Here is a 1,135-nt window from a genome sequence, read left to right as displayed (position 1 = left end):
GAATCGGTGGCGTACTTGTTGTTTCCTGCACATATCAATGGAATGCTAAGCATATTAAGGATCGGGCAGAAGCAGTCGATGACATCAAAGCGTATTTTGGTGAAGACTGGCGTTTTGTTTCTGAAGCCGAGCACGAATATAGAATGCGATTCAATGAACGTTATGCCATGCAGTTTTTATCTCACGTGGTTGCCTACGTAAGAACAACCTAGCGGCTTATTCGATTCTCGATACCAACAAAAAAACCGAGCACAGAAAGCTCGGTTTTTGTTTTGTAGGCTTTATTAAGCAACGTGTGCTTGTTGCTGCTTGTGCTCCTTTTGAGCCTGAAGCTGAGCATGTTCTTTCTGCTTGCGACGCTCGCGTTTCGATAGCCAGATCAGTGGCACCACGATCATCACCGTACCGATGGCCATGAAAATATCTGGTATTTCACCAAACCAAATAAAGCCAACGACAACCGCACCAATCAAACCGCTGTATTCTGCACTCGCGATTTTGTTGCTATCGATAGAACGGTACGCCAGCACACAAGTCGCCGCATAGATCATAATGAACAAACTTGACCCTGCCGCGACAGGGAACGCGTCCCATTGCCAAGGCTGATCCTCTATGAGCACCAACAGCAACGCGACCGGAATACCGGCCAAGTTGGTCATCAGCAAGGTTTGCATCACTGATTGGTTTTTTGGCAACTTACGAATCAACAGATTGTTAACGGCTAACGTTAACGCGACCACAAACGCTGAGATTGCTGCCCAATCAATGTGATCTGGGCTAATAATCACCAAGTCCCCTGCAAATCCCATTACCGCCGCAGCGACCGATTGTTTAGATAGCTGTTCACCGAAAAAAATCGCAGCGAGAGGGAGCATGATTAATGGCGCGGCATAAAAGATCGCGTTCGCAGTTGCGAGCGGTAAAGATGAGATCGCCATGACCATAAATACCGCGCCCAACAGCCACACGTGAGCACGAACCGCATGCCATTTAAATCCTTCCATAAAGTTGGTTTGTTTTGCTAACAAACAGACAGGAAGGAGGAACGTAACCGCTGATATTTGTCGAAAAAAGACAAACTGAAACAGCGGCACGTCATTCGCGACACTTTTGATCAGAGAGTCCGAAAGCACCG

At 47.2% G+C, this 1,135-nt stretch carries 1 protein-coding gene and 1 pseudogene; one reads left to right on the top strand and one right to left on the bottom strand.

Annotated elements, in window-relative coordinates:
- Positions 1-212 (top strand): annotated as a pseudogene (locus R7P74_RS24920) (SAM-dependent methyltransferase); the annotation flags it as partial.
- A gap of 72 nt (positions 213-284) precedes the next feature.
- Here R7P74_RS24920 and R7P74_RS24915 read toward each other — a convergent pair.
- Positions 285-1,133 carry a DMT family transporter gene (locus tag R7P74_RS24915; RefSeq protein WP_318123318.1) on the bottom strand — a complete coding sequence of 283 codons (849 nt, stop codon included), beginning with the start codon at positions 1,131-1,133 and terminating at the stop codon, positions 285-287.
- Positions 1,134-1,135 lie beyond the last annotated feature (2 nt).

The sequence above is a fragment of the Vibrio sp. 2033 genome, assembly GCF_033339735.1.
Note: the sequence above shows the minus strand (reverse complement) of the source record. Positions and strands in the feature narration are given on the sequence as shown.